The following is a 25,648-nucleotide window of genomic DNA, read 5'->3' on the forward strand; positions in this document are numbered from 1 at the left end:
TTACTTGCTACTTTTTATAAAGTCAGAATACAGGCTCAATATTTGCCGTTTTATAGCTCTTAATTTTTCCTTACACAGGGGTAAGGCTGTAGGACGATAGAAGCATACCAATTCTTGTAAGGATACGGGTGTATTACTCATTGAACGTTTATACCTAGCTTCTCCAGCAAGGAAACTATAACAGTTAGCGCCATTATTAATGGCCTCATTAATTAATAAGGTATGGATTACTAATCCTATTTTGACTTTATTATCTCGGTTATTTTTGATAGCAGATAAATAAAAGTACCATTTATCGGTGTTTTTTATGATGTATACATATGCAAGAGGTTTATTGTCTAGATTTAAACTATAGAGCCTGCAATGTTCTCCTTCTATATCAGCATGCAAATTATCGGAATGAAATTTTGTAAATATAGGATTGCTAAAGCCACTACCAAATTGGGTATTTCCCCATTTCTGAATGTGAATTTTTGAAATTTCTTTTAAAAACAAATTTTTTTCTGTTCGAGTCATTGCTTGTTTTAGCTCGATACTTCCTTGCTGAGATAATAATTTGAGAGATCTATTTATCTGTGAGCGAGTGTTTTTTGAAAGATCTTTTAGATAGTCATCTGAGTCTTTTGTATTTATTAAATTAACTACAAAATCTGGGGAGCATATATCTACTCTTTTAAATCCGAGCACTTCAGTAAATTTGTTTACAGTATTTTCGGTTGCCATGCCTAAATAAAGTTCATCCCATAAACCTTTGTTTTCTTTTAAAAACATCAGCATGGCTTTCCGAATGATATCTTTATTTTTATCTGCTAATAAAAAGTCATTGTGCTCTATCCAGACTTGGTCGTAATCCTGCTGTCCAAACCGATGTAACCAAAGTTGTTTGAGCTTTGTGCCAATAACAGTCCTCTCTTGCTTTTCACAAAACAAGGCTAGTCCTACAATATTACCAGCTTCTCGAGCTTCTATTAGATGAGGAATCTTTGGTAAAGAGCTTAACCATGAGTTGATCCAATAGATATTGTGAAAAGGTGATGCCGAAGAGATCTTAAATAATGCTGACCACTTTTCTTGAATTTCTACAAGGTCATCTGGTTGGTAATATTTAATTTTAATATCTGAAAGCACTTACTGTACCCAAATACTAAGTGATTTAATGGGCAAGTTGAGCTTGCTAATTAACAAAGAGGTAAACATTTTTTAAACTTTATTTTGCTTGCGCAGTTTATCAATTTGCGTTCTTTGTTCGTCATTCTTGGGTGAAATGTTTTTTAGTATCTCTAAGACTGTTTCAGTATCTCCTATTTTAGTGAGTAATTGAGCATAGTGAATGGCAACATCTAAATGGGTGTTATCAATTTTATATGCTTTTTCTAATAGTCTTAGAGCACTTTCAGTATCATCTAGCGCTATTTTAACCGCTGCGGCAGTATCTAAGATATCTGGCATTGTGGAAGCAATAGTTAGCGCTTTTTCAGCGTACACCTCTGCTTTAGATAGCTGATTTTTTTGTAATGCGTGCCAAGCTAAATTATTTAAAGCTATTACGTTTTCTGGCGCCAATTCGAGTATTTTAGAATACTGTTGGTATGCACGGTCATCATTGGCTTCAACCATAATATTAGCTAATTGGGTTCGAGCAATTACATCATTTACGGATGAAGCTAAATGAACTTGCAAAAATTCAATTGCAGCTGTTTTTCCATTGGTAATTTTAATTTGCTCTGATAACCAAATTGCTGTGTTAGATTCTGGCAATAATTGATAACTCGTAAAAAGTAGCTCTTTCGCATTACTATTAGCATTATTTGCCGCTGCGATGCGGCCCTGAGCATAAAGACCTGTTGCCGTTTTAAGTAGATTTTGGTCAGTAACTTTTTGTATTGAGCGTTCAGCTAATAAAATGTTGCTTACTTTTAATTGTAATAAAGCTTCAGCAATATACATTTGGTTATTCTGATTTTTACTATTCCACAAGCTTAACTCTTCAATTGCTTGAGTAATATGCCCAGATTTTTCTAAAGCAATGGTTTTAAAATATATAGCTGAAACACTATTTGGAAAGCTTTTTAACCAAGAATTTAGTGTTTTTATAGTTGACTCAAAGTCAGGTAGGTTCATTTCTGCAAGGGCTAATGTGCGCCAATAAAACTCCGGAAGTTGCTCGTTTTTTTCACTCGTTTTTAATAAATTTACAGCCTGCCTATACATACGTTCTGAATTATAGACTCTTGCTAGGGCAATTTTGAATTCCCTTGTAGAGTAGGTTGCATACTGCTTTTTAAAGTAGTTTACGAACTCAGCTCCTTTCCCTTGCTCTTTTCTAATTAGATATAAGTGTAGATAAGCTCTAACATCATTCGGTTGAATCTCAATGTATTGTTCCATTTTTTTAGCTGCTAGCTGAAGCTCACCCTCGGATAACAATTTGTTTTTTAAAAAAAGGTAAGCTCGAAAATTACTCTTATTGATTATCAAAGAGTCTAAGTATGCTTTTGCAGCAAGTTCCAATTTACCTTGTTTATAATAGATGTAAGCTTCTAAGTTCTTGGTTTCAACATTGTGAGGCTCCTCTGCTTGCCAATTTAAAGCTAAATTAATAGCCTTATCGAACTCATTAATCTGTATATAAGCCGTTGCTAGCATAAGTTTAGCTTGTAGTTGATTAGAGTTTTTATCTAAAGATTCTTTTAAGTCATTTATACCTGTAAAGTCATTAACAGATAATTTTAATTGTCCTAGACGAGTAAGCATTTCAAAGGAGCCATCTAGTGTTGATTCTGTTTTTGCTATTAAGTCTTTAGCTTTATCAAGTTGACCACTTTTCATTAATCCATAACTAATTGAAGTATAAAGCTCGAAATCCTCTTCAGCCGACGTGCTAACTTGCTCCAAAGTTGTGGCTGCATCTTCAAAATTTCCAACTTTCAATTGAGCTATTGAGAAAATTTTATGAATTGGGTGGTTGATTGGGGCTTTTTTTACTAAAGATTCTAGATAACTGTATGCTTGCTCATAGTTCCCTAATTGCATAGCGCTAACTCCAGCAATAAATTTGGTAGTGTCTTGCTTATCACCAAATTGTAATGCCTTCTCTGAGTATTCTTTTGCAAGTAAGAAGTGTTTGTTTTCGAATTCAACAACTGCTTTTAACTGGTTTATTAAAGGTTGATTAGGAAACAACGCTAGCAGCTTTTTCAATTCAATATTTGCTTTATCATAGTTTTCAGCTCGAACTAAGGCTTGGGCATAGTAGATTCTAGACCAGTGGGCATTTGCGTAATAGTTTAGATAAATTTCTAAAGTAGCAGCTGATTCGGTAAACCTTTGTTGTAAATAATGTATGCGACTTTTTAAAACTAAAGCTTCTGCGAAATCTGGTTCTATTGAGAGTAAGTTGTCGAGCAGGTTTATACTGCTATTTAAATCTTGTTCAAGGTACGCAAGATAGGCTTTAGCGAGGCTTTGGTATTTATTATATTTTACATCGTCTTCACTTGCTGATGTAAACCATGCTCTAGCTTTGTGAGTGTAATTTTGTTCTATATAAGAAATACCTTTATAAGTATTACTAGCGATTTTAAGAGAAGAACTTATTGTGCTAAGCGATTCTAAATAATTTAAAGTGTCCTCTACTTTATGTTGCATCACTAATGATTTTAAGTACTTTAGGATTGTTTTGTCATCTTGTAAACCAAGCTCTAACGCCCGTCTTAGCTCTTTTTCGGATAAAGTAGCTAAACCTTGACTAAGATATAATGTGCCTAATTTGGCTCGTAAATTTTTATCTTGAGGATATTTTTTTATGGCCGATTTTAATGTTATCTCTGCATCATTAAGTTTTTCTTCCGCAATATAAATGTTTGCTTGTTCTATAAATTCATGTGAATTTTTTTGTTCACAGCTCGAAAGTATCAATAGAATAAATGCAATTTTAACAGCGCTTTTTATCATCCCTTTTCCCTTTAGTAGGCGGTTCACTTTAGGTGTATATCACAATTTACCTGTACTAAGAGTGTATCGATTCGTAATCATAAAGACTACAAAAATAAGATTGTTATACGCATAGCATTATAGCAAAAAATTGAATTTCATTGTGTTTTCATGTTTTTAGTTCTATTAAATGTGAGCTTGTGCAGGGAGTGATTGTTTGAATTTATATCTAATCTCACAAAGGGATAAAACTTAAGTTTTCCAAACTAGTATTTTATGAATTAGATTTAAATCAATTTGAAGAGATGCATCGTGTATTATAGATCAGTTAGTTGCTGAATATTCTCAGCACTATAATTAGGTGCGTTTGTTTTTAGCAAGGTAAAAGTGAAGATACTAAGATGATTTTAGAGCATAAAAAAAGGCTCATTAAGAGCCTTTTTTATTTTTTATAGGCTTTTGTTTTCTAAGTATTTAATTGGTTTTTAATTTTTAAGTGGCGACAAAAGGTCTGCAGTTGACTAAGTTGAATTAGATTTTTCTTGTAAATAAATAACCGCAACTTCGATACTACCAAATACACTTGTAATTTTTCTTTCAACCTCGAGTTTAAATTCTTGTTCCATATCAGACTTAAGTAATTGCAACCAAGTTTGAACGAGAATAGTAGGTGGATTTTGATTTGGCATAATGTTCATCCGTGAGAGCTAAAACAACTAGCATAGTTCACGAACAATAATTGTCTATTTTAACGAACTAAAACCTCATTGAAATTTTATCTCTAAGCTCTAATGCTAGATGCTCCAAATCTGGGAATATTGTAGATTGATTATAAGAAAATAATTTTAATGCTTTAGTCATTTCCTTTACTCCCTGCTGAGTAAATCTAACTCTATTAAGAAATGATTGCCCCAAATTAGTACGGCTTAAACAATTAGAGGAGCCGTGAATGGTAAACTTTGCCTTTTGAGCTAATAATCTGCTGTCTACCTCTGGGGGATCAACTGCCAAAACTGAAGTCTCATCATTATAGTCATTCTTGATATTTAACAAATGATTGGATAATGATTTATCTGGTGTTCCATCCCTCAAAATTAATATTGGTGCAACTGTATTATGCAGTTCGTTTAAAGTAGTAGGACTAAGTATCCATATGTTTGGAGTCTTTAAATTAGAAGATGATAAAGCGAAATAAGCAGCCACAAGAGGACAAGTGCTCCAATCTAACAATCTAGTTGGAACTCCATAATGTCTCATCAGGCACAACCATTGGCTGATATCATTTTGATCTGGAAGATTTTCTGAACGTGAATAAGCACCACTTTGAAACTTAACTAAAAAAGTTCTTTCTAGACTCCAATTTGAACCATTAACACCATTATAATAGGGTATATCTCTATAAATAGACGGTTGTAACGCCCACCTATTTGAAGCATGTCCTCTGAACCATAATGAGGTATTACCGTAAACCGAAAGGTCTCTTCTACTTTTCTCTATTGCATCCAAATATTCAGCTATAGAATTAACATCAATCGTTCTTACAACAGGTCTAGTGCGCTCCCTACCCATTACAACTTTATCCTTATCTATTTAAATCGTGTCAATTAAGAAACAATACATAATTACAAAGAGAATTAACATAAATACAAAATAGGACCTGTCAATTTAATTTAAAAAAAGATACCCCCCCTATTAGTAAGAGGGGGGTATCAGTCCAACATCTGCGATACCCAATATAAAAAGCTATTAACGCTCCGCTGTGGCTCGTTGCCACGAGAGGCAGTTCGATAAGAGCAAAAGCCCCACTTACACAACAACATTTAGTAAATGATGGCCGTGCCACTTTAACGGTATCCCAGAGGGAGCCCTCCGTGAAAGCAAGTCATTGACAAAATGCCGTTGTTCCAGTTCTTCGTAGTCACTCAGGTAAGCGCGGGCTAAAAGCTGCAAAAAAACGCAGCATTAGACCTTACTTACTGACTGATACAAAGGGGCTTAAAGATGTTAAACCATGTAAATATTGAAGTACTTACCAAGAAAGACGTATTAGACGAAGTTGTAGAAGCTAAAAGCGTTCCTGAAGCTCTTGCTATGGCGTTTGGTGGTAAAGAGTCTGATTACTACCCCTGTAATAACATTAGCGAAACTGGCGTGCTCTATTGTACTGAATGCAACGGAGTTTATGAGATGTTTGCAAAAGTTATAGAGGGTAAGTAATGGCTTATACGATCAGAACAAACGAAGAAGACGAAAAAGCGATAAAGCTCTTAATGTCTATGATGAATGAAAAGTCAGCTTCAAAAGTATTACTGAAATCAGCAAAGCTACTTCCTGCGAAATTTGAAAAAATTTATGCGCTAGAAAAAAAACTTAAGTCATTGAAAATAAGACTCGCAAATATACAGTACTACAAGCAAGAATATGACAATGCTAAGAGTGCCTTAGACAATCTTATTGATGAGGATATTTGATTGCAAAAATGAACCAGGTTCAGGAGCCGGCGAAGCAAAAATGATTGCAATGTTATTTCCTGCAGGTGTTTCCCTGGATTAATTTTGATTGCAGTTAATTAAGAGAAGCAATATTTGTAAATGGTAGGTTAGGTTTCGTCGTTTCGCTCTCCCGAGCGGCCTCCGAAACCGTAGCTGAACAAGTTATAAAATGATAATCATTAAGACCAATAAGCTTAGCTTTACAGGGACCAGACCAATTCACTTTATAGCCATAATCTTCTGGATGATAAATCTCATCGTTTTTGTAAAACACGTAATCAAAACCGTCACTATGCTTAACAGATGCTGAAATATATACACTATCAAGATCATTAATGTGCTTTATTTCTGGCTTTAAAGCTTTGTCTTTTGGTGAGTCTGGCTGAGTAACAACTTTTGTCTTTTCTTCTGTTCCAAATATTAACCCCGTAATACTAAAATTAATATCATCAGGTAAAAACAAACCGCCGCTAATCAGCCCTACTAAAAAAGTAAGACGCTTAGCCCTACCGAACGCAGCAAGCCACTTAACTGTGTTTTCTTTGAATCTTCGTTTTTCATAATCCCACTTCTTAATTGTACAACCGTAAACGTTGTATGCTGGCAACATAGAATGTAAACCGCAGTCGTTTGAACCGAATACCTGCCTTGTGTCGTAAGCATTGAATAAATTGTTACCACGATAAACCCATCTATCATTCAAAGGAGCAGTTGAATGTGTACCGTAACGAACCTCAGCCACATGTATACGAGGTGGCCTAAGTGGTATACCCAACATACCGAAAAATGGCGTAAAAAACGGTATTCTGAGCCTATCGGCCCGCCTGCAAGTAGCAACTAATTCTCCAAGCCCTTCACGAACCTGCTTATCTATCATTTCAATATGCTGAATGATAAACATAACGTCCCAACCTGCCTTCCTAATATGAAGCATTTTATTAATGACTGGTTGGCGACTCTTATCGCGGTATTCCCTAGTATTGAACCACGTTCCACATTCATCAAGTACTATAAGCCCTGTTTTAGACTCATCATAATCGCCTTCATATGGAGCTGGTAAATTTTCAAAATCATCAACTGTAGGTTTATCAGGTAATCGAAATATACGAGTTTTTTTTGCCCAAGGGTTACCAAAGTTTTCAACATATAAATCTAGATTAGTTGCTACCATTCGCCCTTCGGCCAAATAATCTCTAATTTTGCCAACAGTACAAAGAGACTTACCGCCTCCTAACTTCCCTGTTACCAGATGTACAGTCATTAGCTTACAGCTTTAGCTTGAAACTCTAGAGCTTTAACAGTTAGCGACCAAGTAAGACAAGCAACCTCAACGCTAACTAAAACAGACAAACAAGAAACCGTATTACTAGGAAGTGCCATACCAATTGCTGCGACCTCTGCAGGCGCGCCAGTCATGACAGATGCGGCTATTCCAGAAAGGAAACTTAATAAAGTGTTAGTCGCAGCATATAAAGCGGTAACAACAAGTAATATTATAGCTAGCCGCTTAGCAGCCTTTGTAAAGAAAAAGTCTATTGCTGCCTTTACTAACTCTGATATTACAGAGCCTAAAGCACCAAGACCGAGAATCGCTTGAATAGCCATTAATCAACCCCTTTCAATGTACCAGTAACCCTATAGAACGCGTATAGAGTAGTTAAAACTGCAAATATCCAATACAAGTAAGGCTGCACTTTTTCAGCAGCTCCACACACATCAACTTGAGCTGAGGTATTAGGAATTAAAATCGAGTTTGCACAGCCTGAAGGGGTCAAAGCCGAAATAACCGAATCTAGGCTATCACCGTAATTATTCTCATTAAGTGTTTCTGCTAAATTAAATTTTTCATCGGCCAGCGCTTCATCAACTTTTGTTTCTAGACTTTGGCCAACAGCGTCAATTTCTGATTTAGTACTTGTAGATAGAGTATCCAAGTTAGTAGATTCTGTTAAACCATCTAAACGAGATTCAACCCCTGAATTATCTACATAAACAGAAGCATAAGCAGAAGAACCGCCCGAATACGTTGGGTCGTCTTGGCCGTCTCCATCAGCATCTAAATCATCATCATTTGCTATTCCATCACCGTCAATGTCTGGATCTAAATAATCCGCTAAACCATCATTATCAGTGTCAGGTGATAAGCAAACAAAAGCAGAACCAGTAGAAGTCTCAATATTTCCACAGCCTTCATCACAAGTGCCAGACGAATCACAAACGTTTACAGGGTCTTCTACGCAAGATGGTAAACCGAATCCTAAATCCTGACATTCGTCACCAGTCTCGTCGACTGTTGGTAAATTTTCGTTGAAATATTCTTCTAATTCAGAATCTACATAACAAAGACCACTCGGAACACTTCCATATGATTCACCATCTGTAGACATTACATATTCACAATAGGAACCATCATCCTCTTTTTTACATACACTAGTTGACGTATACGACAAAACCGGAATTAAATCGGAACCATAATCACTATCGTCACATGAGTCCCGTTCATTAATGTCTGATGCATCAAAACAATAATTATCTGTACCAATATTAGCCATAATTACATAGGTAGCATTAGCACCGGAGAAACCATTCGGAGGACAAACATCAATTAATGTATACTCTCCTTGAACTTGAATAGCCCCGAGACTAATTAGAGAGCCGTTTTGACTCCAGCCGCAGTCGGTCTGGTCTGAATTGCAATTATATTGTGAAGTTCTAACTGTCGCGTTGTCTACAGAAGCATAACAACGGTCAGGATCTGTAAATTCTTCTAGTACAGCAGATGAACCTGAAGACTCTAGAACGTATTTAACACTTGAATTTGAAGTAGCGATTTTGTCAGAAACGACTTGAGAACGATATTCTGTAACATACTGTGTAGCACCCTGACCGTTATAGGTACATGAGCTAGATTGACCAGCAGCAACACCATAATCATAGTCAAACAATTCATCTCCAGAGCTACCTGAAGGGTTATCATTTCCAATACCATCAATAGAATGTGCAAAAAAAGGCACTAATAGCACCATGAATACTATTAATGCCTTCATAACTTAACTAATACCTTTTTTAGCCCAAGAACGAACTAAAATGATACCGATTGAAGCAACAAGACCAACTGCCAAAATTGCATAACCGAAGGTTTCAGCTTCGCCTATTTTTGCAATTATTGCAGCTTCAACCTCCGCCAAATCAGCCATTGCAGACCCAGAAGCGGCAAGTAACGAACCAGCTAAAAGTGTCTTTGGTGACTTCATGGCAGAGAATGCCTTTTTACGTAATGCCAATTTGTTAAGCATATTTAATACTCCTTAAAAAAATGAATGTGAATATCTTCGGATTAGCATCATCACATAACCAGCGCCATAACCAGCACACCACGCTAGAACAGCTAACCCCAAGATTGTTGATAAAACATCAACATTGATTAAGGCGACGAATTCTTCACTTGTCATTGAAAAGCATTCCCCGCCCTAAACCCTAGAAACCCACTAAGCGCACATATCAACGCAATAGTGAGAGTTACAGAATCACCAGCCCCAAGACCAGCTTGAGAGAAAGTGAATTCCTGATATTCATCATGTGTAACAAGTAAATACTCGTTTGAATCTACAGAACCGCACTCGTCAGAAGTTGTAGAAACTTCATAATAAAGTTCACTGTTATCTTGATAAGTTGCGGAATGAAGCATACATCTCATATTTATTTACTCGTTACGGAATAAGTGATTGTTATTAAGCAAGCTTCTTAACATCTGTTACGATGTTTTTACTTGGGTCTTTCGGGTTGGCATTAAGGAAAAGTTCAACTTCTGTTAGTGGCTTAACTTGGTTAAATTTCTGAAATACTTCCTGAGAATTGACCATTTCAATTTGCTTCACTTCAAAGCCATTCTTTTGAATGTTGTGGTCACCTTGTATAAAGTTCTCAGCTGGAACCAAGTACTCAACATACGAAAAGTTATAAGGTTTAGGTGTCCCTGATTTTTTAGAAACCCCTTCACCTTTTGATGCACATAAAAACACTGCTCTTAAAGCCATAATTGTTACCTTTTGTTTAGGTTGATAAAACGAGTGCATCGGATTTGATGCGAGTTGGAAAATCATCGTCATCAAGTTCAGCCGTGAATAAATCGACTATTTCCTGTGATGAATATTGATGAATTTGTTTGAGTAAATTAATTACTCTGCGACTGTGAAGTACTGCGTATTTAATGCAGTGTTCAGCAGTGGCATTTAATTTTTTAGACTGAAGCTGTATGCGTTCTGGTTGCGTGCCAAATTGGTTTAAGCATGGATAGCTACCAGCAAAATATTTGCTTGGATTGAGCAGCGCATCGAGTGGAATTTCTCTGTCTATGTTTCTTAGTTCTACTTCCCAGCGAACCCAATCAGGATTCTTTTCATCTTTAAGGTGTAAGCCTTTTTCATAGACTCTTAGCATTTTCCCATTGGTACGTTTGCCAACATAGAAAGAACGGCCAGCACTGGCACAGAGACGACCATTTTTAGCGAGCACACCTGATTCATAATAAGCGTAGCTAGGTGGAGTTGTGACTGTGAAAAGTCCTTGCTTAAACATCTTGCGACAGGTATCGATATTGAAGTGGCCTTGAAAATCATCGTAAGCCATATCGATTCTGGTAATTCTGACATAACCTAATTCAATACAAAGGTCGTGTAGTTCTTCGAACTTAATAGAGCCACACGCTTTACCCGTGAGTGAGACCATAGCACCAAAATTTTCAGCGCCCCAACAAGCCACACCTACCGGAACACTATCAAACTCTAGGTTTGCACTATTTGGATATCTAAAGCGGCCGTAATGATTATTTTTCACAGTCCACATTTCATGATCTGAATAACTGAATTCTTCGCCTGACGCATCTTTCCAATCCGATAAATCTTTGTAGTGCTTACTCATGCGTGTGTTTAGCTGTGAGATGAATTTAGAGATGTTATCGAACAATATATTATCTGTTGTGGTGACCATTTCTTCTGTAAGAAGGGCTTTATAGTGGTCGCGGAAATTAATGGTTCTATCTGCTTCAAAGTGTAGTTTTGCTTCCATTTTTAAGCGTTCTAGCTCGACATAATCAAAAGACAGTGTCAGATAGTCGATAATGCACTTATCAGTCGAAGGCGCCAGAGTCATAGAGTCGCTGCCAGTTTTCGGGGGTAACTTCATAAAATTCTATCTCTTCGCCGTAGGCTTTAAGGCAGTGATGGACAAGTTGAGCGTATGAATCGAACTCAAGAGGGAAATCAATAGAATCTGGCTGAAAAGACCACATGCCACATACTCGGTCAAAGTAAATAATGCGCTTCTTATGCGGCTCATTGTCGAAGGTGAAGCAATTGTTTGGCATTTGGTTACACCTTGGTCAATTGTAGTTACTGTTGTTGCTGGCTTTATCGCTATACAGCGACTGGTGCAAATGCCGTCAACGCAATGTTTGCAAGTCATGATAAACCCACAAATAATTTAACGGGTTGAAGGATTTTCTCGCCATTCTTAAGGGCTTTTAGCAATCTTGATGCTGTAGGACTGGAAAATATTATTTGTGTTGGTCTATCGGTGAATTCGAGGCTTTGCTCGTAATTTTCAGGGCATGTATTACAAAGCTCTAAGTATTCTTCAAGCGTTACAGTGCAAGCTGTTTTATGTGTGACAGTTTCGTAAAATACTTTGTTTAGTATTTCCGATGAATCCTCAAGGTTAATTATGGCGTTTTGTGTCACCACTGCTGTTAAATTATTCATTTTGAGAACACGCTAACGCCAGAGGCGCGAAGACGTTCAACCGTGATTTTTGTTAGGTCTACGTATCGAGTGACGCGCTTACCTTGACCCTTTGTTCTAGAAACAGCGTTTGCATGTCGGTACTCTGGAATATCACCTTTATCTAATTGGCCTCTAATCGCTCCCTCGGTTTCACCTGTCATTTTTGCGTACTCAGACGGGCTCACGTAAGGTGCTGGTATAGCTAGTAATACTTGCATGGCATATACTTCTTTTAGTGGTTTATAGGGTTATCCCAATAGGTTTAATATTAGTTATCCCTATAGGGATAATGCAAATAACATTTACATCTATAGGTATTCTTTTATGGAATTAGACGCTATTTTAGAGAGGTTGATGCTAGTAACTGGGCAAAAATCAAATAGGTCTTTATGTATTTTTTTGGGGATTCCACCGACAACAGCAGGCAATTGGAAAATGAGAGGAACAATTCCCTATCAAGCCTGTTTAATTGCTGAAGAAAAAACTGGCTATTTAATGAAGTGGCTATTGACTGGCGAGGGTCCCCAAAAACATGGAGAACCCATCATTAAAACTGTAGATGAAGAAAAGTTAATTGAAGACTTTGTTGAAGTAGTCGCTCAAGGTTTTAACCTTAAGTTTATGAAAATGACCGAAGATACGACAGAAGAAACAATGGGGTATTTAGCTAAAATGCTTTATACCAAAACCACTGGGCAAATATCTATTCCTAAGGCTAATGCTGAAAGTAAAAATCAGAAGCCGAAAGTTACTATGAAGTATCCGTGAAGTTGTTAGGGTAATAGGAAATTAAATGACAAAAGAGCAACAATATAAATACAAAGGAAATAGATGCTCAATATGTGGTATGACTGTCCAAGAAATGGTGAGCCGTTATGGTACCTTCAGTCGAATGTTCGAACTTCACCATATTGATCCGGATAAAAAAGATTCTAATTACAATAATCTCATAAAACAAAACCTTTCAGCAAAGCAACTTGATGAAATAGATAAATGCATTTTACTTTGTCGCGTTTGTCATGGCGTGGTACATGCGCAAGATGTAAAAATAAATGGAGAAATAAAATTAAGCTTCAATGGTCGTGAAGTATCGCAAAAAATATCAGGTTGGTTAGTTATCGATCAGAAAAAACAATCATTCCAATTTTTATGCGAGGAAAAATTATTAATTGAGCCTTACGTTGATCAAGTTGCAAAACAAAGCAAAGGAATTATATTCGGTGTGGATATAAATGACGGCAATCATCTGATAAGTCAAATAAAGCTTTTAAAAAATAACGAAAGTTACAAGGTTTGGAAAGCTGAAACAAATGAGTTAATGCTTCAAGTGACAAGAAGAGACCAAACTCTTATATTTGAAATTAAAATAGCCTTCAGGTTTTGTGAATTGGATGGTAGTGGACTACCAAAGGGTGAAAGGTATTGGTATCGGAATGGAATTATTCTCTATGAAAATGGAGAAGTTCAAACAGAAGGTGTATTAATAAACCATCTAGACATTGATTATTTACCTTAACAAGCCAGCCAATAGGGCAAATAAAAATGTTTAGATATTTCGCTACAAAGTTGGCTTCAAGAAAACTATTCCCCAAATACAATAACAATGTGTCTTTCTCTTTCCTCTTCAAGGTCGGTCAGAACCTGTAATTACTTGAACTAGATAAATCAGTTAAATTCTTGTCCGTTGGTAAATTTTTAGTGAATGCTTCCCATTTTTCTAACTCTCTTGCTCTCTGTAACGGTGGCATACCTTGCAAAGATTGAAACCAATTTACAGAACGGTTATGAGCGGCGTGGGGTATATTGATTAACGTTTCATCATGCTTGAATAAACCTATAAACAAAGCTATTACAAATCCAATTTGAATTGTTGATTTAGCAAACAAAATAATAAACCACGTCATTTCATGATTAATGGTATACCTGTCAATACAATCAATAATATTAAAAGCTACGGTTGTAAGGAATGCTATTCTTATTAACTTAAACGAAATGCTTTTCACTAAAGAAAGTCTTTTATGAAAGTAATCTAAAATCCAGACCGCAATTAGGCTAAATAAAATCCATGAGCAATACCATACCACTCGGCCGGAATGGATTCCCAAAGTAAGGATGAATTCAAATAGAGGGTTCTCTAAAAGAGTAATGATTTCAAAAAAAATCATTACTATAGAAGATACAACATGGCTATTTAACCGCTTAAACAAAAGAATACTCGTTATCAACGACAACGAGTAAAAATATATGAAATAGCTTTCAACTCCTATAAAGAATTGTTCCATTGAATTCCTTGACCAATAACTACAGGTGGCCTCTTAGTACCTAAGCCTGCATTAGCTGAGAAACTTGAGACAATCAATACTGACAAAAGAGTAAATATATATCCGATTTTTTTCATTGTTACAATCCTAATTAGTTAATTCAAGTTAAATATGGGTAATTTCCCACTCCTAAATTATCGGCAAATATTGTGGAATCAAATCAATATTTTGTTATTTTAAGGCTTTGTGATTTATAAGGTTTAGCTTTGAGCATTAAGAAGCAGAAGGACGGAAGGTATAAACTCGAAATTTATCCTGATGGTAGAGAAGGTAAAAGAGTAAGAAAGCTATTTGAAACTAAGTCTGAAGCGATCCGTTATGAAAGGCATATTTTAGATTCTGCTAATAATGACCCATGGAACAAAAAAGAAATAATAGATAATAGAAAGTTAAGCGAACTGGCCAAACGGTACTATGAACTATATGGCAAATCACTTAAGGATTCTGTTAATGCGATGCGTTATATAAATAGAACGGTAGCAGCATTAAACGACCCTAAAGGCATTGATTTAACAAAAGCTATATATACAGAATATAGAACACAAAAGATAAAGGACGGCTTTAAAAACAATACACTGAACAATGAGCTAATGCGTATTAAAGGAATGTTTAATAAGTTATTCGAACTAAAAGACATTCATTATAAGCCACCTCTTTTAGGCCTTAAAAAGCTTAAAGTTGATGATGCTGAGAAGACTTACTTAGAATTGCCAGAGCTAAAAATACTTATGGAAGCCCTTAAGAAAGCAAATAATGATTGTTATATGACTGCTAAGTTATGTGCCAGTACAGGGGCTAGATGGGGCGAAGCTGAAAGCATGGAATCCAGACGACTAAAAAAATACAGTGTGTACTACTCCAAAACAAAAAGTGCTAGAAATAGAACTGTTGGTATTACCTCTGATTTTTATAATGAATTACCCAAGAAAAGAGGCTTGATATTCTCGCCTACTTACAAGGTTTTTCTAGCTGTTTTTCATGGGTTAAAGCTTGATGTTCCAAAGGGCCAAGCAACACATATATTAAGACATACATTTGCTACTCACTTTATGAAGAATGGCGGTAACATTTTAGATTTACAAAAAATATTAGGTCATTCAGATATCAAGATGACCATGATTTATGCCCATCACAGCCCAGAGTATACTGAGCACGCTATTAAACTAAATCCAATCGCAAAGATACTTGAGTAATGGCGGCAAAATGGCGGCATTTGTTTGGTTTAAGGTGTTTTTATGTGTTTTTTGGTGTGCTTTACTATTTTTATAAGCAGAGCTTAAACCTTGTGTAGCGCTGCATGACGTGTTTTTAGAGAGATTTTTGAGCATAAAAAAAAGGCTCATTAAGAGCCTTTATTAGAACAGTAAATATTATTTTTTTCTTCTCGCTAATCCACCTAGACCTATCAAGCCAAGACCTAGCAGAGCAATTGATGCAGGGGCCGATACTTCAACCGGTACCAATTCAGAATCTATTCTAAACTCGGCAACTAATTGGTTGGACATTTCTTCAGTTGTTAAGAAACCAATACAGCCCGCTTCTAAACCAATTGTTACACAAGCAGTGTCTGTAATTAATTGAAGACCCGATAATACAGTGGTTATAGTGTATTCGTAATCATCTAAAATGAAGCTACCTGAAAACTCTACATTACCACCGACAATGTCAAAGTCTGTAGTATCAGAAGTAATTGCAAAAATATCCGCACAGCCATTTAGGTTTACACCGGTGCCGTTTAAAGTTCCATCAGGGCAGATTAAGGTATCATCTAAAAGCGCTTCGTCTACAGTGAAGCCTCCACTTAGATCATAATCCACACCATTAATAGTCTCTAAGAAACTAATTTCAAACCCTAAAGTAGGAGCATCTATTACTAGCGCTGGTCCAACGTAAGGAACCCCATCTAACTCAGTAGCGGTTAGTTGTAACGCGTCTAAAAAGCTCGCACCGATTAAAAGGCCGTCACCTGTTCCTACTACCCAGTTATTGTGAAATAAATCAGTACCTTGCTCTAGGCCTCCATTTGTAACAACTGTACCGAGTACAGGGCTAGCAGATTGGAAAGAGCTTTGGATACCATCAACACCACCGTTTATGACTACGTCTCCACTTGTGAGGCCCTCACCCCAAGTAAGATCCGTGGAAGCCGGAACTCCAAGTAAACCATTTGGTGTTGCGTCACCAGATGCGGTTACACTTCCGCCGGTTGTTTGAGTGAAGTCAGTGAAGCCTGCTTCGTTGATATAATTCCAAGATGTAATTTGTGCTGCGTTAGCGGTACCTACTGCAGCTAACGTCATTGCTGCGAATACCGTATTTAACTTTTTCATTGTTATTTCCTTTTAATAGCTAGTTAGCTGGAGTAATTCCAATTAGCTGTAGCATGTAGTGTGCCATAAGAAAATAACGTATATTAAACAGATGGTTAGGTTTTTCTGTGGCTATTTAATTTAGTATTTTGTAAAAAAAATGGACATAAATGCATTTAGTTATTAATTAGGTTTGTGGCCAGTTTTATTTTTAACCTTTGTAACAAGCCGTTATTACCAAAGGGCAGATAAGTCTTCTTTAGTTTGTTTTTGTAGGCATCAAAATGGAGCCCTGTCGGTGCACATAGAACCTCTCCCCGTTTTAATAATATTTTTAAGGCATAAGTTCCTGCGACGCCTGCACACATCTTTACAGCCATTGGCATCGAAGGCCCTGTTTCTTTTTGAAAATTCGCACTTTCGGGAATGACTAAATAATCTCTTTGTAATAATGAAGGTGAGAGGCCCACTAGAAAACGTATAAGTTGGTCATTTCTGCTGTGCTGCTCAAATCTGAAGTATTCTTCATAGGACATTTTACCGGGCATAAAGCACAGAAAAGCGACTCCCATACCTATTGGGGCTGCCGTAACATAAGGAATTCTAAGTTCTTCACACTTTTTGAATACTAGCTTTCTAGCGTCTAAAGCAAAGAAATCTAAACTATCGATATATAGATCTACATCAATTAAAAAATCATCTACATTATGCTTGTTGATCCCTTCATTAAATGACTTAATCAGAGAGTCGGGATTTATGTCTTTGGCAATGTTTTCCATTACTGCAGATTTGGGTTGATTAACTGTAGATAAAAATGCTCCAGCTTGACGGTTGAAGTTATGAACTTCAAACTTGTCAAAATCTGAAATGTTAAACTTTTCAACTCCTAGTCGAGTCATAGTTATGAGGTGTTCTCCTCCTACTCCTCCAGCTCCCGCAATTGCAATTCGTTTAGAACGTAATATTTGCTGTTCATCTGGCGTTATCCATCCAATATTTCGAGAGAAGGCACGGGTATAGTCAAACATTTTTAAGTTCCTTGAAGGCTACACACAATCAACTCAAGCTATTTTAGTAGAACTGGCTTACTTAGCGTTAAATTGATCACTAATATCTTTTTCTATTACACTTAGTATGCTTTTGAAACCAGGAGTCAAGCCTGAAAAAAGTAATTCTCGATTGATATAATACGGAGCCCTTTTACCGTGATATTCAACTACTGGGCCAACTTTTGTAAATACTATACCTACAAACTTTAAACTTCTAGCAAGTCTAGGTTCCATCATTACAAAGCAATGCTTTATCCCCATATTTAAACAAACGGAAGCGGCTGAAAGGTATAAGCCTACTGCTATAAATGGGAAGCATCTGAGTTCTTTTTCGGAATAATTATATTCATTAATTGAACCTGTAGCAGAGCCTTGAAATTTATCAGTTGCTCTTTTTCTAAATTGTTTCGGGATGGCAAGTCGAGATATCTCACACACTTCCTCTCTTGGAAAGTCTGAAGGATGTACACTTTTTTCGTTAATTGCGCTGAGGCAAAATTTCTCGATTGGAAGCATTTGTTTTGGGTCTTTACTGGTTACAACTCTTACTGTCCCAGCAAAGGCCCCAGTTGGTTTATGTTTAATTAGGCAATGAAATGCTCTTGAGTCAAATTCATCAAGTTCTTCGTTGGTAGGTTGAAGCTTCTCAAACTTTAGCTCTTCACAATATACCTTATGTCTAATTTTAAATGATTCAGATTTATGACTTCTATTAATAGCAACAACAGCAGATAGGTATTCTGAAAAATGTTTGGATATTTGGTTTGCTTGTCTGCTTATCGCAAAGTTAATGAATAGCTTAACAAGCGGGCCAATAATTGGTTTTTCAGCGTACTTTCTTAATTTTTTCACTATTTTTTGAATCCCTACCTAAGGCTCCAACTCCATCATAATTTAAGAGCTCAATTTGAAATGAGCAAAAGATAAATGTTAACTCAGTTCTAATTATTTATCATAATACTTTTATAGGTCACACGTTTAGCGTAGGTAGTTTTGGTAAATTAGCCCTAGGTATTCATGCAAGGCTCTTTCACTTCTATATAAGCTAGATGCATTAGGTAAGCCTAGTACTGGTTCAACATTTTTACGACTCAAGTGTTCAACGGGTATTGGTAGTACCTTAATATTATAGTCTTCGAAATAAGTGATGGCGCGGGTTAAGTGGCTTGCAGAGGTAACTAACGATATATACTTGCCATCCAGCATTTCTGCTAGAGCAGCGACTTCAGTTTCAGTATTATTTCCTTTAGAGTTTATGAAAATGTCATGGGAATTCACTCCCATAGTCGTTAGGAACTCCTGATTATGTGCAGCTTGTGAATAGACATCTCTTCTACCTAAAATACCACCGGCTAGGTAGATTGGTTTGTTTACTGAGTGGTACATTTGTGCTGCATAATGATTTCTCTGCATAGAGCAATTTGGCCATCTAGAAACAAAAGGTAAGTCATCATCTTCAACGTAGTTACACGCTAAGATAACAATCGCATCTGTTTGTCGCCAAACTTTAGATTCAATTTTTATTGTGGGATAGGGGTCTTCTAAATGTTTGATCAATATAACACTTGGGTAGGTCATTGAACAAAGTAATAACCATCCCAAAGGCAGAAATGAGAAGAACGACAATAATTTACTAGTAGAGAATAAACAAGCAAACCTGAGCAATACAAACATCAGTGTTGAATGTACCAAAGGGGAACTAAGTGACGTTGCTATATCTGCTAACATACGGTTTGAAATTTTTTTGATTTCTTGATTTTACTGTATTTCATAAAATGTTTTATACCAAGTAACAAATTCTCCAATTCCTTTATCTAAATTGGTTTTGGGTTGATAGCCAATGTCATTCGTTAGCGCAGAAACATCAGCATATGTATCAGGTACATCACCAGCTTGTAGTGGCAACATTTCTTTAATAGCTGTTTTATTTAATGCCTTTTCTAATGTTTCAATAAATGTGAGTAAATGAACTGGATTATGGGCCCCGATATTATAGATTTTCCAGGGAGCTTTACTGCTACTAGGATCTGGGAATTTGCCGTTCCATTTGGTATTTGGTTGAGCTATGTTGTCTATGCACATTATAATGCCATCAACAATATCATCAATATAGGTGAAATCACGGCGATGATTGCCATAATTAAATACCTTGATAGGCTCCCCATCTAAAATTGCTTTGGTAAATTTGAATAGGGCCATGTCGGGTCTGCCCCATGGACCATAAACTGTAAAAAAACGTAGCCCTGTGGTTGGTAATTTATATAGATGACTATATGAATGCGCTATAGCCTCGTTTGCTTTTTTAGTGGCCGCATAAAGTGAAACTGGATGGTCAACGTTATCGGTAACTTTGAAAGGAGTGGTTTCATTAGCACCATATACTGAGCTTGATGAAGCATAGACAAGGTGTTTGACTTTAGTATGTCGACACCCTTCTAAAATATTCATAAAGCCTATTAAGTTACTATCAACGTAAGCATGGGGATTCTCTATTGAATACCTTACTCCTGCTTGGGCGGCCAAATGTATGACTTTTTCAAATAGATTGGTTCTGAATAAATCCTCAATATTTTCTCTATCTGCCAAATCCATTTTTATAAAACTAAAATTATTGGACGATGTATGTGTTGATAATTGTTTTAAGCGTCCTTCCTTTAGAGTTACATCATAATAATCGTTCATGTTATCGATACCTACAACAGTATCGCCGCGGCTTAGCAGATATTTAGTAACGTGAAACCCAATAAATCCAGCAACCCCTGTAACTAGAACTTTCATAATAATACCCTTAGAGCTTGTTTAAGATTTTAATACCTTAAACATAAAAATATAAATGGAATGCGAAGCTAATATTTGTGATTATAACCAGATACTTGCCAGTAACTGTAACGATTATGATGGTAAATAATATATTTTTATTTAGTTTTAAAATTTTCTTAATTGTATGGCTGTTATCGAATTCGACTTTCGCTACTAAACTAAGCGATCTCGTTTCGAACATTAAGCCATCAATTGTAGGTGTGGGGTTATATGATCCGTTAGGTACGCAAACTCATCAATTAATGGGGAGTGGCTTTGTGTTTGGAGATGGTTCATTAGTTGCTACCAATTATCATGTTGTATCTATTGATTTAGACCCTACAAAAGTGCAACACCTCATTATTTTCTCAGGTCAAGGTCGTAAACCAAAAATCCAAAAGGTAAAAGTGGTTGCCACAGACCCTTTGCATGATTTAGCAATTCTTAAATTAGAGGAAGCCTTAAAACCTATAACATTGGCAACTGATGAATATGCGCCAGATGGGACAGAAATTTTACTTACAGGGTTCCCTATAGGTGCAGTACTGGGGTTATTTCCAGCTACTCATAGAGGCATAATTGCTGCTACTTCACCAGATGTTATTCCATCAGCCAATTCTCGGGGGTTATCCACAAGAATTCTCAAAAGGTTGGATGAGCAGTTCTTAATATATCAACTTGATATAACAGCTTACCCAGGTAATAGTGGTAGTCCAATATATGATTCTGAAACAGGGGAAGTCATAGGAGTGCTGAACAAAGTATTTGTTAAAGAGTCAAAAGAGTCTGTACTGGAAAAACCATCAGGAATCAGTTACGCCATACCTATAAAATATTTGAAAGCTCTCGCCAAAAGCAGCGGCTATTCTATATAATTGGAAAAATTCCATTAAGTGTCTATTATATTTACACTAATGATATATTTTGATTTTTTATTTATTAAAATCAATATCTTGTAAATTGGTTTGTTTTTTGCATTAAGTGGTAAAGTTTAAAAATTCATAATACGGATGGTGAATAGTTGTGAAACATAATAAGCAAAGTATTGTAAAAGAAAAAGAATCAACGGATTCAAGAAGGAAGTTTTTAGTTAAGAGCACAGCTACTGCTTTAGTCGCGACCTTACCCATTAAAACAAGTTGGGCTAGAAGTGGAGGTCATGGTGGTGGGTGTATGGTTTCTGGCAACTTGTCTGGTAACCAGTCTGCTGTCTGTGAAGCTGTCGTTGTTTCAGGTAAGTCACCGGAAGATTGGTACGATGATTGCCGTTCTAGTAAATATGTAAGTGCAACAGCTCGTACCGCATCTACCACTCCTTGGGGGACAATTTTTAGTTTTACACCTACTTCTGGTTATAGCCGTGGCGGTTATAAGAATAAATATAATAGATCGAGTGTTAGTTCTTCTAGCTCTTTATATGAAATTTTAGAAAAAGGCGGAGATTTGGAGCAAAACTTGGTTGCAGGGTATTTAAATGCTTTAGATAACCGTTACCCTCTGAAACCTGGCGTGACAGCTGAGATGTATGCTTCAATGTTAGAAGCCGAAGCAGAGAATGACGAAGCAGCATTAATTCAAGCATTACAGCAAACCTATACTTATAGCGGCGGTTCTAGACGTTAAGATCTAATTCGATATGTTTCACATTTCTCCATCCGTTTTTATTTATAACGCCAGCGACCAGTCTGGCGTTTTAGTATTTGTTCCTGCGTTAGGTAAGGTGGTAACTTTGACCTCTAAGGTTGGAGTTATTTTATTGGCCTTAAAGAGTGAAGAAAGTTTTGATTTCACAGCATTTAATTCTAAAATTGTGGAAATTGAGTCTGATCAAGTGAAAGAAGTTTGGCATACTCTAATATCAGAAGGTATTTTGATAGAGGATATTTAGTTGCAATTAAAAGAGTTGGAGTATGGAGACCTTTCTGAGAAAATGCATAAAGGTAATATCGGTATTGATTTAGGCGTAGCCTCATTCCGAGTTAAATCAAAATTACCAGACGTTCAAAAAGTATTTTATGAATTATATTCTGACTATTCAATTGTAGGTCAGGATGACCCAACTGATTTCCAAGTATCAATTCAGCAATCTTTTTCTTTGAGACGATGGTTTAAACCTCAAATAAGCTTCTCACTTGACCAATATACTCCGTTTTTGCCCTTACCTCGATCACAAGCATACCCATTACTTGAATGGGGGATGAATTGGTGTATGGCAGCACATCAACATAATTTTTTACTCATCCATGGGGCTATCCTCGAAAAAAATGATGAAGCGTTTATTTTTCCTGCTCCTCCAGGCTCAGGTAAAAGCACGTTATGTGCATATTTAGCTAATTCCGGGTGGCGTTTATTGTCAGATGAAATGACAGTTATTAATCTTGAAACAGGGTTAGCTCACCCATTTGTCAGGCCTATTTGTTTAAAAAATAACTCTATTGATTTGGTTAAAGAGTGGTTTCCTGATGTTGTTGTTTCAAATATTGCTAAAGATACATCAAAAGGCACAGTTGCTCATGTTAAACCTCCAGAAAGCAGTGTTTTGGATCTCTATAAAACTGCAAAAGTTAGGGCAATTGTGTTACCTCATTTTACTCTCGATAAAAAACTGGATATTTATACCCTCAATAAAATTCAAGCTTATGAGTCTTTGTCTAGTAATGCATTTAATGAAGGGATGTTAGGCTTGCAAGGGTTTAGAGCAATGACTCGATTAATAGAGCAAACAGATACAGTTGAAATTTTTTATAACGACTTAAATTCAGTCATGGAGTTTTTAACTGAGGGAGTATTTGCCCAATGATGTCTCCTATTACGCAGCAGCTGATTTCTTTGGTAAAAGGTCAAGTACCTATGACTAATAGGTTGGTAGAATGGGAATATATCATACGAGTCGCTAGAGAAGTATCCATGTTACCGAGAATAGCAGCTATGTCGGTTGACTTTTCTAACTTAGAAACATTACCCAGTTATGCATTAAATCATTTTCAAGCAGCTAAATGCTCATCAGAACTATTAAAGCAACATGTTTATTTTGAGGCGGAAGGTTTAGTGAAATTAATTAATAAAATTTCTGATGAGCCGCCCATATTCTTAAAAGGAGCAGCCTACTTATTAGCTAAATATAAAGTAGGAGAGGGCCGTGTTTTTTCGGATATTGATATTTTAGTATCAAAAGAGTTAGTCGATTCGGTTGAAAACAAGCTTCTTGTATACGGTTGGATCCATGATGAAATTGATGATTATGAACAAATGTATTATCGTAAATGGGCACATGAAATCCCTCCACTGATGCATTGTACAAGAGGAACTCAACTTGATGTACATCATAATTTAGTACCTATAATCAGTGGAAAGGCTCCTGATATTGAGTTTTTTAAGAATGATTTGGTGAGTATTTGTGATGGGCAAGCAAAAACATTAGCACCATATGCAATGGTATTGCACAGTGCAGTCCACCTGTTTTATCAAGAAGAGTATCATCACGGTTTTCGTGACTTAAGTGATTTACATTTGATGTTTAGCGAGTTTGGAGAGAATGAAGGATTTTGGGAGGCGCTCTTTCTATTAGCACAGCGGACTAATTTTACTGCTGAGTTAGGTTTGGCATGTCGCTATACAAACTTGTTTTTTAATTCCTCCATACCGGATAAATGGATGTTAAAAAGTGAAGGATTTTTGCCTTCAAGAATCACTATGGTGTTTTTTGATTGGATATTTTTTAGAATCCTGCAGCCTCAACATCCACTGTGTAAGGTATCCTATATTGGGTTAGCTAATTTAATTGCTATGATAAGAGGACATTGGATAAAAATGCCTTTGCCTATTCTTATTCAACACGTTTCAACTAAAGCATACAAAGCGATTGGCGAGATGATAGCTGGAAAAGGAGCTTTTAAGAAAAATAAAGAACAAGAGCTTCCAGAAAACCTTCCCAAAATATGATTAACCACTAAGTGTTACTTTTCTGCTAAATCACTACCTACTTCTGTTATTAATCTTCTTAGCCATATATGGCCTGCATCATGTTGTAATAATGGACTCCAGGCCATTTTTAATGCGATAGGTGGAATATCAAATGGTGGTTCTAACATAATTACATCAGGGTCCTGAGTATACAGTTTAGCTGCTTTACTTGGTAAAGTTGCCACCAAGTTTTGAGCTTTAGCTAGTTGTAGCGCCACATGATAATGCCTCGTAAATACCCGTATGCTTCTTTGTTTGCCAATTTTTGTCAGCTCTGCATCTACCCAGCCTAACTTTTGCACTTCTGTTGGATCTATTCCAACACCCACACCAAACCCTGTTTTACTGACCCATATATGCTTACTGGTTAAATAGTTATCTAGATTAAAATTGCCCACAATTGGATTTTGACTGTTTAATACACAGCAAAAAGAATCGTACCAAACCACTTTTTGATGAAATGATAAAGGAAGTTCATCAAAACGATTAATTGCCATGTCTACTTTTCCATGTTCTACATCATGGAAGGTGACATCACTAGGGGTTATTAGATCTAACGTTACATTTGGGGCTAATTTAGTTAACCGTCTAATGAGTTCCATTAGTAAAGTTGATTCGGCATAGTCACTTGCCATGATCCTAAAAGTTCTATTACTTTGAAGAGGGCTAAATTCTACTTCTGGTTTTATGGTTGTTTCTAACTTTGAGAGTACGTCCCTTATAATAGGTTGCAATTCCGTGGCTCGTTTTGTAGGGGTCATGCCGCCACTAGTTCTAATCAGTAAAGGGTCTTTAAATAAATCTCTAAGTCTTCGAAGGCCATTGCTCATAGCTGGTTGAGTAATGCTTAGTTGGTTTGCTGCTTTTGTAACGCTGCCCTCTCTAAGTAGTACGTCTAGATAAACCAGTAAGTTTAAATCTACTTTTGATATATTCATTATTATTATCTCGAGGCTAAGAGTTATTTAGTATCTGAATTTTACTCATTTTAATTTGTATTTT

The 25,648-nt window shown here is 36.4% G+C and carries 32 protein-coding genes; 10 read left to right on the forward strand and 22 right to left on the reverse strand.

Annotated elements, in window-relative coordinates:
* From EOK74_RS13400 to EOK74_RS13410, 4 genes are all read right to left on the reverse strand, one after another.
* Nucleotides 1-1,128, reverse strand: a complete 1,128-nt coding sequence (locus EOK74_RS13400; protein ID WP_133470529.1) for a GNAT family N-acetyltransferase — start codon at nucleotides 1,126-1,128, stop codon at nucleotides 1-3.
* A gap of 72 nt (nucleotides 1,129-1,200) precedes the next feature.
* On the reverse strand, nucleotides 1,201-3,954 hold the full coding sequence (prsT, locus tag EOK74_RS13405; RefSeq protein WP_133470530.1) for an XrtA/PEP-CTERM system TPR-repeat protein PrsT: 2,754 nt from the start codon (nucleotides 3,952-3,954) through the stop codon (nucleotides 1,201-1,203).
* Nucleotides 3,955-4,454: 500 nt separating this feature from the next.
* Nucleotides 4,455-4,631 (reverse strand): hypothetical protein, encoded by a 177-nt coding sequence (locus EOK74_RS20850; protein WP_166638768.1) that lies wholly within the window; start codon nucleotides 4,629-4,631, stop codon nucleotides 4,455-4,457.
* A 58-nt stretch (nucleotides 4,632-4,689) separates the two neighbouring features.
* Nucleotides 4,690-5,502 carry an FRG domain-containing protein gene (locus tag EOK74_RS13410; RefSeq protein ID WP_133470531.1) on the reverse strand — a complete coding sequence of 271 codons (813 nt, stop codon included), beginning with the start codon at nucleotides 5,500-5,502 and terminating at the stop codon, nucleotides 4,690-4,692.
* Between the two features lie 432 nt (nucleotides 5,503-5,934).
* Between EOK74_RS13410 and EOK74_RS13415 the strand changes: the two genes are divergently transcribed.
* Together EOK74_RS13415 and EOK74_RS13420 are read left to right on the forward strand one after the other, a co-directional pair.
* Nucleotides 5,935-6,150: a hypothetical protein gene (locus EOK74_RS13415; protein ID WP_133470532.1), complete on the forward strand. Its 216-nt coding sequence runs from the start codon at nucleotides 5,935-5,937 to the stop codon at nucleotides 6,148-6,150.
* Nucleotides 6,150-6,404, forward strand: coding sequence for a hypothetical protein (locus EOK74_RS13420; protein ID WP_133470533.1), 255 nt, complete (start codon nucleotides 6,150-6,152; stop codon nucleotides 6,402-6,404). The genes EOK74_RS13415 and EOK74_RS13420 overlap by 1 nt, the downstream gene beginning before the upstream one ends.
* Before the next feature lie 94 nt (nucleotides 6,405-6,498).
* Here the strand turns inward: EOK74_RS13420 and EOK74_RS13425 are convergent, their stop codons facing one another.
* From EOK74_RS13425 to EOK74_RS13470, 11 genes are all read right to left on the reverse strand, one after another.
* The gene (locus tag EOK74_RS13425; protein WP_133470534.1) at nucleotides 6,499-7,686 is read right to left on the reverse strand and encodes a zonular occludens toxin domain-containing protein; all 1,188 of its coding nucleotides are present in this window, start codon (nucleotides 7,684-7,686) and stop codon (nucleotides 6,499-6,501) included.
* Nucleotides 7,686-8,030, reverse strand: coding sequence for a DUF5455 family protein (locus EOK74_RS13430; protein WP_133470535.1), 345 nt, complete (start codon nucleotides 8,028-8,030; stop codon nucleotides 7,686-7,688). The genes EOK74_RS13425 and EOK74_RS13430 overlap by 1 nt, the downstream gene beginning before the upstream one ends.
* Nucleotides 8,030-9,472 (reverse strand): hypothetical protein, encoded by a 1,443-nt coding sequence (locus tag EOK74_RS13435; protein ID WP_133470536.1) that lies wholly within the window; start codon nucleotides 9,470-9,472, stop codon nucleotides 8,030-8,032. The genes EOK74_RS13430 and EOK74_RS13435 overlap by 1 nt, the downstream gene beginning before the upstream one ends.
* Before the next feature lie 3 nt (nucleotides 9,473-9,475).
* Complete coding sequence (locus tag EOK74_RS13440; protein WP_133470537.1) at nucleotides 9,476-9,721, reverse strand: hypothetical protein; 246 nt, start codon at nucleotides 9,719-9,721, stop codon at nucleotides 9,476-9,478.
* A 12-nt stretch (nucleotides 9,722-9,733) separates the two neighbouring features.
* Complete coding sequence (locus tag EOK74_RS20855) at nucleotides 9,734-9,877, reverse strand: hypothetical protein (RefSeq protein WP_166638769.1); 144 nt, start codon at nucleotides 9,875-9,877, stop codon at nucleotides 9,734-9,736.
* Nucleotides 9,874-10,113, reverse strand: a complete 240-nt coding sequence (locus tag EOK74_RS13445; RefSeq protein ID WP_133470538.1) for a hypothetical protein — start codon at nucleotides 10,111-10,113, stop codon at nucleotides 9,874-9,876. The genes EOK74_RS20855 and EOK74_RS13445 overlap by 4 nt, the downstream gene beginning before the upstream one ends.
* Before the next feature lie 43 nt (nucleotides 10,114-10,156).
* On the reverse strand, nucleotides 10,157-10,462 hold the full coding sequence (locus tag EOK74_RS13450) for a hypothetical protein (protein ID WP_166638770.1): 306 nt from the start codon (nucleotides 10,460-10,462) through the stop codon (nucleotides 10,157-10,159).
* A gap of 16 nt (nucleotides 10,463-10,478) precedes the next feature.
* Nucleotides 10,479-11,609: a replication initiation factor domain-containing protein gene (locus tag EOK74_RS13455; RefSeq protein ID WP_133470540.1), complete on the reverse strand. Its 1,131-nt coding sequence runs from the start codon at nucleotides 11,607-11,609 to the stop codon at nucleotides 10,479-10,481.
* Nucleotides 11,554-11,790: a hypothetical protein gene (locus tag EOK74_RS13460; protein ID WP_133470541.1), complete on the reverse strand. Its 237-nt coding sequence runs from the start codon at nucleotides 11,788-11,790 to the stop codon at nucleotides 11,554-11,556. Before EOK74_RS13460 ends, EOK74_RS13455 begins: the two co-directional genes overlap by 56 nt.
* A 94-nt stretch (nucleotides 11,791-11,884) precedes the next feature.
* Nucleotides 11,885-12,184 carry a hypothetical protein gene (locus EOK74_RS13465; RefSeq protein WP_133470542.1) on the reverse strand — a complete coding sequence of 100 codons (300 nt, stop codon included), beginning with the start codon at nucleotides 12,182-12,184 and terminating at the stop codon, nucleotides 11,885-11,887.
* Complete coding sequence (locus tag EOK74_RS13470; protein WP_133470543.1) at nucleotides 12,181-12,423, reverse strand: hypothetical protein; 243 nt, start codon at nucleotides 12,421-12,423, stop codon at nucleotides 12,181-12,183. The genes EOK74_RS13465 and EOK74_RS13470 overlap by 4 nt, the downstream gene beginning before the upstream one ends.
* 106 nt (nucleotides 12,424-12,529) lie before the next feature.
* Here EOK74_RS13470 and EOK74_RS13475 point away from each other — a divergent pair, with 106 nt between their 5' ends.
* Nucleotides 12,530-12,973, forward strand: coding sequence for a helix-turn-helix domain-containing protein (locus EOK74_RS13475; protein ID WP_133470544.1), 444 nt, complete (start codon nucleotides 12,530-12,532; stop codon nucleotides 12,971-12,973).
* A 25-nt stretch (nucleotides 12,974-12,998) separates the two neighbouring features.
* Nucleotides 12,999-13,721 carry an HNH endonuclease signature motif containing protein gene (locus tag EOK74_RS13480; RefSeq protein ID WP_133470545.1) on the forward strand — a complete coding sequence of 241 codons (723 nt, stop codon included), beginning with the start codon at nucleotides 12,999-13,001 and terminating at the stop codon, nucleotides 13,719-13,721.
* A gap of 118 nt (nucleotides 13,722-13,839) precedes the next feature.
* Here EOK74_RS13480 and EOK74_RS13485 read toward each other — a convergent pair whose 3' ends face one another.
* A complete protein-coding gene (locus EOK74_RS13485) occupies nucleotides 13,840-14,487 on the reverse strand; it encodes a hypothetical protein (protein ID WP_133470546.1) in 648 nt (215 codons plus the stop codon).
* A 245-nt stretch (nucleotides 14,488-14,732) separates the two neighbouring features.
* Here EOK74_RS13485 and EOK74_RS13490 point away from each other — a divergent pair, with 245 nt between their 5' ends.
* Complete coding sequence (locus EOK74_RS13490) at nucleotides 14,733-15,719, forward strand: phage integrase (protein WP_133470547.1); 987 nt, start codon at nucleotides 14,733-14,735, stop codon at nucleotides 15,717-15,719.
* Nucleotides 15,720-15,896: 177 nt separating this feature from the next.
* Here EOK74_RS13490 and EOK74_RS13495 read toward each other — a convergent pair whose 3' ends face one another.
* From EOK74_RS13495 to EOK74_RS13515, 5 genes are all read right to left on the reverse strand, one after another.
* Entirely contained in the window at nucleotides 15,897-16,856 is a 960-nt protein-coding gene (locus tag EOK74_RS13495; protein ID WP_133470548.1) for a THxN family PEP-CTERM protein, read from the reverse strand.
* A gap of 155 nt (nucleotides 16,857-17,011) precedes the next feature.
* A complete protein-coding gene (locus EOK74_RS13500) occupies nucleotides 17,012-17,863 on the reverse strand; it encodes a ThiF family adenylyltransferase (protein ID WP_133470549.1) in 852 nt (283 codons plus the stop codon).
* Between the two features lie 57 nt (nucleotides 17,864-17,920).
* Nucleotides 17,921-18,736, reverse strand: coding sequence for a PEP-CTERM/exosortase system-associated acyltransferase (locus EOK74_RS13505; protein ID WP_133470550.1), 816 nt, complete (start codon nucleotides 18,734-18,736; stop codon nucleotides 17,921-17,923).
* 126 nt (nucleotides 18,737-18,862) lie between these two features.
* Nucleotides 18,863-19,612 carry a YdcF family protein gene (locus EOK74_RS13510; RefSeq protein WP_133470551.1) on the reverse strand — a complete coding sequence of 250 codons (750 nt, stop codon included), beginning with the start codon at nucleotides 19,610-19,612 and terminating at the stop codon, nucleotides 18,863-18,865.
* A gap of 30 nt (nucleotides 19,613-19,642) precedes the next feature.
* Nucleotides 19,643-20,662, reverse strand: coding sequence for an NAD-dependent epimerase (locus EOK74_RS13515; protein WP_133470552.1), 1,020 nt, complete (start codon nucleotides 20,660-20,662; stop codon nucleotides 19,643-19,645).
* A 116-nt stretch (nucleotides 20,663-20,778) separates the two neighbouring features.
* Between EOK74_RS13515 and EOK74_RS13520 the strand changes: the two genes are divergently transcribed.
* The 5 genes from EOK74_RS13520 to EOK74_RS13540 all read left to right on the forward strand — a co-directional run bounded on the left by EOK74_RS13520 (nucleotide 20,779) and on the right by EOK74_RS13540 (nucleotide 24,625).
* Nucleotides 20,779-21,558: a S1 family peptidase gene (locus EOK74_RS13520; protein WP_133470553.1), complete on the forward strand. Its 780-nt coding sequence runs from the start codon at nucleotides 20,779-20,781 to the stop codon at nucleotides 21,556-21,558.
* A 148-nt stretch (nucleotides 21,559-21,706) separates the two neighbouring features.
* Entirely contained in the window at nucleotides 21,707-22,306 is a 600-nt protein-coding gene (locus EOK74_RS13525; RefSeq protein WP_133470554.1) for a hypothetical protein, read from the forward strand.
* Between the two features lie 13 nt (nucleotides 22,307-22,319).
* Nucleotides 22,320-22,571: a hypothetical protein gene (locus EOK74_RS13530; RefSeq protein ID WP_133470555.1), complete on the forward strand. Its 252-nt coding sequence runs from the start codon at nucleotides 22,320-22,322 to the stop codon at nucleotides 22,569-22,571.
* Complete coding sequence (locus EOK74_RS13535; RefSeq protein WP_133470556.1) at nucleotides 22,572-23,483, forward strand: HprK-related kinase A; 912 nt, start codon at nucleotides 22,572-22,574, stop codon at nucleotides 23,481-23,483.
* Entirely contained in the window at nucleotides 23,480-24,625 is a 1,146-nt protein-coding gene (locus EOK74_RS13540) for a nucleotidyltransferase domain-containing protein (RefSeq protein ID WP_133470557.1), read from the forward strand. The genes EOK74_RS13535 and EOK74_RS13540 overlap by 4 nt, the downstream gene beginning before the upstream one ends.
* A 14-nt stretch (nucleotides 24,626-24,639) precedes the next feature.
* On the opposite strand, the gene EOK74_RS13545 is transcribed toward EOK74_RS13540, so the two are convergent.
* Nucleotides 24,640-25,584 carry a LysR family transcriptional regulator gene (locus EOK74_RS13545; protein ID WP_133470558.1) on the reverse strand — a complete coding sequence of 315 codons (945 nt, stop codon included), beginning with the start codon at nucleotides 25,582-25,584 and terminating at the stop codon, nucleotides 24,640-24,642.
* Nucleotides 25,585-25,648: the final 64 nt, after the last annotated feature.

Source organism: Paraglaciecola marina (assembly GCF_004360155.1).
GTDB lineage: Bacteria > Pseudomonadota > Gammaproteobacteria > Enterobacterales > Alteromonadaceae > Paraglaciecola > Paraglaciecola marina.

Excerpts from the sequence above, each read along its gene's own strand:
- EOK74_RS13430 (WP_133470535.1), bottom strand. The coding sequence starts at position 8,030 with ATGGCTATTCAAGCGATTCTCGGTCTTGGTGCTTTAGGCTCTGTAATA.
- EOK74_RS13545 (WP_133470558.1), bottom strand. The coding sequence starts at position 25,584 with ATGAATATATCAAAAGTAGATTTAAACTTACTGGTTTATCTAGACGTA.
- EOK74_RS13465 (WP_133470542.1), bottom strand. The coding sequence starts at position 12,184 with ATGAATAATTTAACAGCAGTGGTGACACAAAACGCCATAATTAACCTT.
- EOK74_RS13475 (WP_133470544.1), top strand. The coding sequence starts at position 12,530 with ATGGAATTAGACGCTATTTTAGAGAGGTTGATGCTAGTAACTGGGCAA.
- EOK74_RS13530 (WP_133470555.1), top strand. The coding sequence starts at position 22,320 with ATGTTTCACATTTCTCCATCCGTTTTTATTTATAACGCCAGCGACCAG.
- EOK74_RS13515 (WP_133470552.1), bottom strand. The coding sequence starts at position 20,662 with ATGAAAGTTCTAGTTACAGGGGTTGCTGGATTTATTGGGTTTCACGTT.
- EOK74_RS13420 (WP_133470533.1), top strand. The coding sequence starts at position 6,150 with ATGGCTTATACGATCAGAACAAACGAAGAAGACGAAAAAGCGATAAAG.
- EOK74_RS13540 (WP_133470557.1), top strand. The coding sequence starts at position 23,480 with ATGATGTCTCCTATTACGCAGCAGCTGATTTCTTTGGTAAAAGGTCAA.
- EOK74_RS13425 (WP_133470534.1), bottom strand. The coding sequence starts at position 7,686 with ATGACTGTACATCTGGTAACAGGGAAGTTAGGAGGCGGTAAGTCTCTT.
- EOK74_RS13520 (WP_133470553.1), top strand. The coding sequence starts at position 20,779 with ATGATGGTAAATAATATATTTTTATTTAGTTTTAAAATTTTCTTAATT.
- EOK74_RS20855 (WP_166638769.1), bottom strand. The coding sequence starts at position 9,877 with ATGACAAGTGAAGAATTCGTCGCCTTAATCAATGTTGATGTTTTATCA.
- EOK74_RS13435 (WP_133470536.1), bottom strand. The coding sequence starts at position 9,472 with ATGAAGGCATTAATAGTATTCATGGTGCTATTAGTGCCTTTTTTTGCA.
- EOK74_RS13460 (WP_133470541.1), bottom strand. The coding sequence starts at position 11,790 with ATGCCAAACAATTGCTTCACCTTCGACAATGAGCCGCATAAGAAGCGC.
- prsT (WP_133470530.1), bottom strand. The coding sequence starts at position 3,954 with ATGATAAAAAGCGCTGTTAAAATTGCATTTATTCTATTGATACTTTCG.
- EOK74_RS13485 (WP_133470546.1), bottom strand. The coding sequence starts at position 14,487 with ATGGAACAATTCTTTATAGGAGTTGAAAGCTATTTCATATATTTTTAC.
- EOK74_RS13500 (WP_133470549.1), bottom strand. The coding sequence starts at position 17,863 with ATGTTTGACTATACCCGTGCCTTCTCTCGAAATATTGGATGGATAACG.
- EOK74_RS13415 (WP_133470532.1), top strand. The coding sequence starts at position 5,935 with ATGTTAAACCATGTAAATATTGAAGTACTTACCAAGAAAGACGTATTA.
- EOK74_RS13455 (WP_133470540.1), bottom strand. The coding sequence starts at position 11,609 with ATGAAGTTACCCCCGAAAACTGGCAGCGACTCTATGACTCTGGCGCCT.
- EOK74_RS13440 (WP_133470537.1), bottom strand. The coding sequence starts at position 9,721 with ATGCTTAACAAATTGGCATTACGTAAAAAGGCATTCTCTGCCATGAAG.
- EOK74_RS13510 (WP_133470551.1), bottom strand. The coding sequence starts at position 19,612 with ATGTTAGCAGATATAGCAACGTCACTTAGTTCCCCTTTGGTACATTCA.
- EOK74_RS13410 (WP_133470531.1), bottom strand. The coding sequence starts at position 5,502 with ATGGGTAGGGAGCGCACTAGACCTGTTGTAAGAACGATTGATGTTAAT.
- EOK74_RS13445 (WP_133470538.1), bottom strand. The coding sequence starts at position 10,113 with ATGCTTCATTCCGCAACTTATCAAGATAACAGTGAACTTTATTATGAA.
- EOK74_RS13480 (WP_133470545.1), top strand. The coding sequence starts at position 12,999 with ATGACAAAAGAGCAACAATATAAATACAAAGGAAATAGATGCTCAATA.
- EOK74_RS13450 (WP_166638770.1), bottom strand. The coding sequence starts at position 10,462 with ATGGCTTTAAGAGCAGTGTTTTTATGTGCATCAAAAGGTGAAGGGGTT.
- EOK74_RS20850 (WP_166638768.1), bottom strand. The coding sequence starts at position 4,631 with ATGAACATTATGCCAAATCAAAATCCACCTACTATTCTCGTTCAAACT.
- EOK74_RS13470 (WP_133470543.1), bottom strand. The coding sequence starts at position 12,423 with ATGCAAGTATTACTAGCTATACCAGCACCTTACGTGAGCCCGTCTGAG.
- EOK74_RS13495 (WP_133470548.1), bottom strand. The coding sequence starts at position 16,856 with ATGAAAAAGTTAAATACGGTATTCGCAGCAATGACGTTAGCTGCAGTA.